We start from the raw sequence: 1,925 nt of genomic DNA, 5'->3' as shown, positions 1-1,925 counted from the left end.
CCCTCTGCGCGTTGATGGCCCCTTTTGTGATGCGGGGGTCGTTGCCTTCGCTGAGGGCGATTATGGGACGGGTGGCCGGAGCGTTTTGCCGCAACAGCTCGACGGGTGTCAGGGTCATGTGCTCCGGCCTCGTCCTGGGGTTAAGCGCCCTGCGCCTTCATGTCATCGGCGCTGATGCCGGCGACGGCGACGGGTTTTTTCATCGCGTCGCGGCGGAAAGGCTCGCCAAGCTCCTGGTTGATCAGGGCCTCGATCAGCGTGGTGATGCCGTTCTTCTGGTCCTCGATCGCCTGGTTCAGCGCCGCGGTCAGCTCGTCCTGGGTGCGGGCGACAACGCCTTTCAGGCCACAGGCCTGCGCGATACCGGCATAAGACACCTTGGTGTCCAGCTCGGTGCCCACGAAGTTGTCGTCGAACCACAGGGTCGAGTTGCGCTTTTCCGCGCCCCACTGGTAGTTGCGGAACACGATCTGGGTCACGGCGGGCCATTCCTCGCGGCCAATCGCGGTCAACTCGTTCACCGCGATGCCAAAGGCGCCGTCACCGGCAAAGCCCACAACCGGAACATCCGGGCAGCCGATCTTGGCACCGACAACGGCGGGCAGGCCATAGCCGCAGGGGCCGAACAGGCCCGGCGCCAGGTATTTGCGACCCTCTTCAAACGACGGATAGGCGTTGCCGATGGCGCAGTTGTTGCCGATGTCCGAGCTGATGATCGCCTCTTTCGGCAGCGCCGCCTGAATGGCGCGCCACGCCATGCGCGGGCTCATCCAGTCGGGCTTGGCCGCGCGGGCGCGCTGGTTCCAGGTGGTGCCCGGATCGTCATCCTCATGGGTCATCGAGGTCAGTTCCTGCGCCCAGGCCGATTTCTTCTGCGCGATGCGCTCTTTGCGCTCCTTGCGGCCTTCGTCACCGGCGGTGTCGCTCAGCTGGGCCAGAATGCCCTTTGCCACCTTGGCGGCGTCGCCGATGATGCCGACGCTGACCGCTTTGGTCAGGCCGATACGGTCAGGGTTGATGTCAACCTGGATGATCTTGGCATCCGCGGGCCAGTAGTTGATGCCATAGCCCGGCAGGGTCGAGAACGGGTTCAGACGGGTGCCGAGGCACAGGACAACATCCGCCTCGCTGATCAGTTCCATCCCCGCTTTCGAACCGTTATAGCCCAGCGGACCGGCAAACAGCGGGTGGCTGCCCGGGAAGGCGTCATTGTGCTGGTAGCCGACGCAGACCGGCGCATCCAGGCGCTCGGCCAGCGCTTTCGACGCCTCGATGCCGCCTTCGGCCAGAACCACACCGGCGCCGTTCAGAATGACAGGGTTTCTGGCGTTCGACAGCAGCTCGGCCGCCTGGGCCACGGCGGTTTCGCCACCCGAGGGGCGCTCGAACTCGACAATGGCGGGCAGGTCGATATCGACAACCTGGGTCCACATGTCGCGCGGGATGTTCAGCTGGGCCGGGGCGCTGGCGCGCTTGGCCTGCATGATCACACGGTTCAGAACCTCGCAGACGCGGGTCGGGTCGCGGACCTCTTCCTGATAGGCGACCATGTCCTCGAACAGCTTCATCTGCTCGACTTCCTGAAAGCCCCCCTGACCGATGGTCTTGTTGGCCGCCTGCGGGGTCACCAGCAGAAGCGGGGTGTGGTTCCAGTAGGCAGTCTTGACGGCGGTCACAAAGTTGGTGATGCCCGGGCCGTTCTGCGCGATCATCATCGACATCTTGCCGGTCGCCCGGGTGTAGCCATCCGCCATCATCCCCGCGCTGCCCTCATGCGCACAGTCCCAGAACATGATCCCAGCCTTCGGAAACAGATCCGAAATCGGCATCATCGCAGAGCCAATGATCCCAAACGCATGTTCAATACCATGCATCTGCAAAACCTTAACAAAGGCCTCTTCCGTCGTCATCTTCATAGGGGTGTT

1 protein-coding gene is annotated in these 1,925 nt (G+C 63.6%); it reads right to left on the bottom strand.

The window, feature by feature from the left end; translation table 11 throughout:
- Window positions 1–140 precede the first annotated feature (140 nt).
- Window positions 141–1,916 (bottom strand): sulfoacetaldehyde acetyltransferase, encoded by a 1,776-nt coding sequence (gene xsc, locus ACR0AD_RS21090; RefSeq protein WP_209508319.1) that lies wholly within the window; start codon window positions 1,914–1,916, stop codon window positions 141–143.
- Window positions 1,917–1,925 lie beyond the last annotated feature (9 nt).

The organism is Ruegeria sp. BH8 (assembly GCF_056538065.1).
The sequence above is the reverse complement of the archived record's forward strand: the minus strand, read 5'-3'. Positions and strand labels throughout refer to the sequence as shown.